Raw genomic sequence first — 4,209 nt, forward strand, 5'->3', positions numbered from 1 at the left:
CGCGGTCAACCGGCTGCGGTCGTTCAGCGTCGCCGGCGAGACCAGCTAGCCGGCGAGACCAGCCGGCGAGACCAGCTAGCCGGCGGGGCCAGCCGGCCGGCTCCCTCACAGGGCGTTGCGGCGGATGACGTCGCTGTACCAGCGCGCGCTGTCCTTGGGCACCCGGCGCTGCGTCTCGTAGTCCACGTACACGATGCCCCAGCGCTGCGCGTACCCCTCGGCCCACTCGAAGTTGTCCAGCAGCGACCACACGTGGTAGCTCTCCAGCCGCACGCCGTCGGCGATCGCCCGGTGCGCCTGCCGGAGGTGGTCGCGCAGGAACGTGATCCGTCCCGGGTCCGCCACCCGGTCCCCGGCCAGTTCGTCCTCGCTGGGCATCCCGTTCTCGGTGATGGTGATCGGCAGGTCGCCGTAGTCGCGCCGGACCCGGGTCAGGACGTCGTACAGGCCCTCGGGGTAGATCTGCTGCCACTCGGCGATCGAGGTGGGCAGCTTGGTGACCGACTCGCCGCCCGGCCCGACGAAGACCGGGTTGTAGTACTGCACGGCCAGGAGGTCGATCGGCGACGAGATCACCTTCAGGTCGCCGTCGCGGACCACCTCCCGCAGCGGGTCGATCTCCAGATCCGCCGGGTACGTCCCCTTGAGCACCGGGTCGAGGTAGAGCCGGTTCTCGAAGCCGTCGGCGGTGCGCACGCCCGGCGCGTCCCGGCCGGCGGTGTCGTCTGCCGGGTACACCGGCGCCAGGTTGAGCGCCGGCCCGATCCGTTGCTTCGCGCCGGACGCGCGGTACGCCTGCACCGCCCGCCCGTGCGCCAGCAGCAGGTGGTGCGCGGCGACCATCGCGGCGGAGAAGTCCCGCTTGCCCGGCGCGTGCACGCCGTACCGGTAGCCGACGTTCACCACCGTCTTCGGCTCGTTCAGCGTCAGCCACACCGGGACCCGGTCGCCCAGCGCCCGGAACACGATCTCGGCGTAGTCGGCGAACCAGCCCGCGCTGTCCCGCTGCTCCCAGCCGCCGCGGTCCTGCAGCGCCTGCGGCAGGTCCCAGTGGAACAGCGTGGCCATCGGCGCGATGCCGCGCTCGTGCAGGCCGTCGACCAGGCGCTTGTAGAAGTCCAGGCCGCGCACGTTGGGCGTGCCGCGGCCGTCCGGCTGGATCCGGGGCCAGGAGATGGAGAAGCGGTACGACGTCAGCCCCAGCGACTTCATGAGGTCCAGGTCCTGGCGGTACCGGTGGTAGTGGTCGGCCGCCACGTCGCCGGTGTCGCCGCCGCGCACCCGGCCCGGCTCGCGGCTGAACGTGTCCCAGATGGACTGTCCCCGCCCGTCCTCCTTCGCCGCCCCTTCCACCTGGTACGCCGACGTGGCCGCGCCCCAGCCGAACCGCTCCGGGAAGCGCAGGCCCAGCGGCCGCGTCGGTGCCCCGGTGGGGGAGGGGGCCGGCCCGCGGTCGGGCGCGGCGCCCGGCCGGTCCGCGTCGCAGGCGGCCAGCGCGGGCAACGCGGCCACGGGGACGGCTTTGAGCAGGGTACGGCGGGACAGGCCCATGGCGTTCCTCCGGGCGCGTGCGGCTGGCGCGGTCGCGCCTCAATTGTGCTGACGCCGCGCCGCCCGAAAACCCTGCGGGTGATCGTGGACACTGGTTATCCCCAGAGGGGTATTAGTGTCCACGATCAGCGTCAGGCGTAACGGTCGCGGAGCACGGCGAGGCCGCCCATGATCAGCAACCAGAAGAACGGCAGTGCGACGAGCGCCCACACGATGTTGCGTCCGGTCGGTCCCCAGAACAGATAGGCGAACTGCGCCAGGAGGAAGGCGGCCGTCAGCACCACGTCGACGACGGCCACCAGCACGGTGAGCGTGAACCGGAGCATGAACCAGAAGAAGCCGAGGCCGTACCATTCCCCGATCGTGCTGTCGTCGTACGCCCACCGGGTCATCGCGAAGGGCTTGTAGAACGACGATTTCCAGCCCGCGTTCCATTTCCGGACCGCGCCGCTCCACCAGGCGCCCAGGGCGCCCTGCTCCGCCCTGCCGGCGACCGGTTCGACCCGGCGGAACTGGATGGACTCGATGACGCTGTCCGTGACGTCGATGGTGACGTGGCCGTCCCGGATCTCGATCACGGTCCGTCCGTTCACCACGGCCGTGAAGTTGTCGCCCCCGGCTCTGACCTGGTAGATGTCGTCGGTGCCGTGCCGCCCCCGGAGGTGGTCGCGGATGATCACAAAGATCGATCCGGGGGGCCGGTTGGGCAGCGTGTACCTCGCGTTGATCGAGAACTCGCCGATCGGTGTGACGATGCTCGTGTCGCCCGTGATGCTCACGCCCTGCGGGGTGACCGAGAACTTCACCGGCAGCAGGACCGGTTTGTACGCGACACCGGGTTCCGGCGCACCGGACTCGTCCGGGCTCCCGCCGCACGCCGCGACCGGCGAGAGCGCGAACAGCAGAATGATCCCGGCAATGATCCCTCGCCGCCACGAAGAGATCGAATTACTTGGTGTTGTGCCGCCCACACATCAATTGTCGAAACATTGTCAACTATTGATCTCTGTGGGAATGGCGTCAGCCGGTGTTGCGCAGGCCGGCGGCGATGCCGTTGACCGTCGTCAGCAGCGCCCGCTCCAGCGTCGGGTCGGCGTCACCCGGGTGGCGCCGGCCCGGCACCCGGCCGGTCGCGCCCGAGTCGCGGTACTGCCGCAGCAGCGCCACCTGGAGGTGGTGCAGCGGCTCCAGGTAGGTGTCGCGGACCGCCAGCGTGCGCCGCAGCGCCGGCTGCGCCTCCAGCAGTTCCGCCTCGCCGGTCACCGCCAGCACCTCGCGCACGCTCAGGTCGTACTCCATCTGGATCTTCTCGAAGATCGCCCGCAGCGGCGCCGGCACCAGCGTCGAGACGTAGCGGGACGCGATCCGTAGGTCGGTCTTGAACAGCATCATGCCCACGTTGGACAAAAACGTGCGGAAGAAGTTCCACTTGCCGTGCATCTCCCGCAGCGTGTCCGCCAGGCCGGCCTCGCGGGCGGCGGCCAGGCCGGAGCCGACGCCGAACCAGCCCGGAACGATCTGGCGGGACTGGGTCCAGCCGAACACCCACGGGATCGCGCGCAGCCCGCCCAGCCCGGCGTCGGCGTTCGGCCGCCTGGCCGGCCGGGAGCCGATGTTGAGCGCGCCGAGCAGCTCCGTCGGCGTGCAGGCCCAGAAGTACGCCGGCAGGTCCGGGTCCTCCACCAGCGACCGGTACGCGGCGAACGCGGCGTCCGAGGCGACGTCCATCGCCGCGTCCCACTGCCGCAGCGTGTCCGGCTCCACCCACGGCGTGGTGTGCAGCAGCGTCGCCTGGAGCACGGCCGCCACCGTGAGCTCCAGGTTCTCCCGGGCAAGGGCCGGCAGGGCGTACTTGTCGGAGATCACCTCGCCCTGCTCGGTCACCTTGATGGCGCCGTCCAGCGTCCCGTACGGCTGGGCCAGCACCGCCTCGTGCGTCGGCCCGCCGCCCCGCCCGACCGTGCCGCCCCGGCCGTGGAACAGCCGCAGCCGCACCCCGTGCCGGGCGGCCACGTCCCGCAGCGCCCGCTGCGCGACGTGGATGCGCCATTGCGAGGTGGTGATCCCGGCCTCCTTGTTGGAGTCCGAGTAGCCGAGCATGACCTCCTGCACGTCACCGCGGGCGCGCACCACCTCGCGGTACGCGGGCAGCGACAGCAGCTCGTCCAGCAGCACACCGCCGGAGTCCAGCTCGGCCGGCGTCTCCAGCAGCGGCACGAAGCCGATCCGCGCCCGGCCGCTGTGCGGGTCGATCAGGCCGGCCTCGCGCGCCAGCACGGCGGCGGCCAGCACGTCGTCCACGCCGAGCGTCATGGAGATGATGTACGACTCGATCACCTCGGAGCCGAACATCTCCTGGGCGGCCCGGATCGTGGTGAACACGTCGAACGTGCGCCGGGCGGAGTCGGTCAGCGGCGTGTCCGGTGTGGACAGCGGGCGGCGCCCGCTCAGCTCGCGGGCGAGCAGCCCGGTCCGCTCGGCGCGGTCCAGCCGGCCGTAATCCTCCACCTCGCCCACCCGGGCGTAGAGCTGGCGCAGCACGGCGTGGTGGGCCTCGGCGTGCTCGCGCACGTCCAGCGTGGCGAGGTGCAGGCCGAACGCGGACACGGTACGGATGGTGGAGGCCAGCCGGCCGACGGCGGTGAGCTGGCCGGCGTT

At 71.5% G+C, this 4,209-nt stretch carries 3 protein-coding genes; all 3 read right to left on the bottom strand.

Annotated features, from left to right (window positions below):
- Nucleotides 1-105 precede the first annotated feature (105 nt).
- A complete protein-coding gene (locus tag VFO68_RS21730) occupies nt 106-1,551 on the bottom strand; it encodes a GH1 family beta-glucosidase (protein WP_325160191.1) in 1,446 nt (481 codons plus the stop codon).
- Nucleotides 1,552-1,682: 131 nt separating this feature from the next.
- The gene (locus VFO68_RS21735) at nt 1,683-2,522 is read right to left on the bottom strand and encodes a hypothetical protein (protein ID WP_325160192.1); all 840 of its coding nucleotides are present in this window, start codon (nt 2,520-2,522) and stop codon (nt 1,683-1,685) included.
- Nucleotides 2,523-2,571: 49 nt separating this feature from the next.
- Nucleotides 2,572-4,209, bottom strand: a 1,638-nt coding sequence (locus VFO68_RS21740) for a phosphoenolpyruvate carboxylase (protein ID WP_325160193.1), incomplete at its 5' end; no start/stop codon positions are given.

This window comes from Actinophytocola sp. (genome assembly GCF_035712165.1).
Taxonomy (GTDB): domain Bacteria; phylum Actinomycetota; class Actinomycetes; order Mycobacteriales; family Pseudonocardiaceae; genus DASYTH01.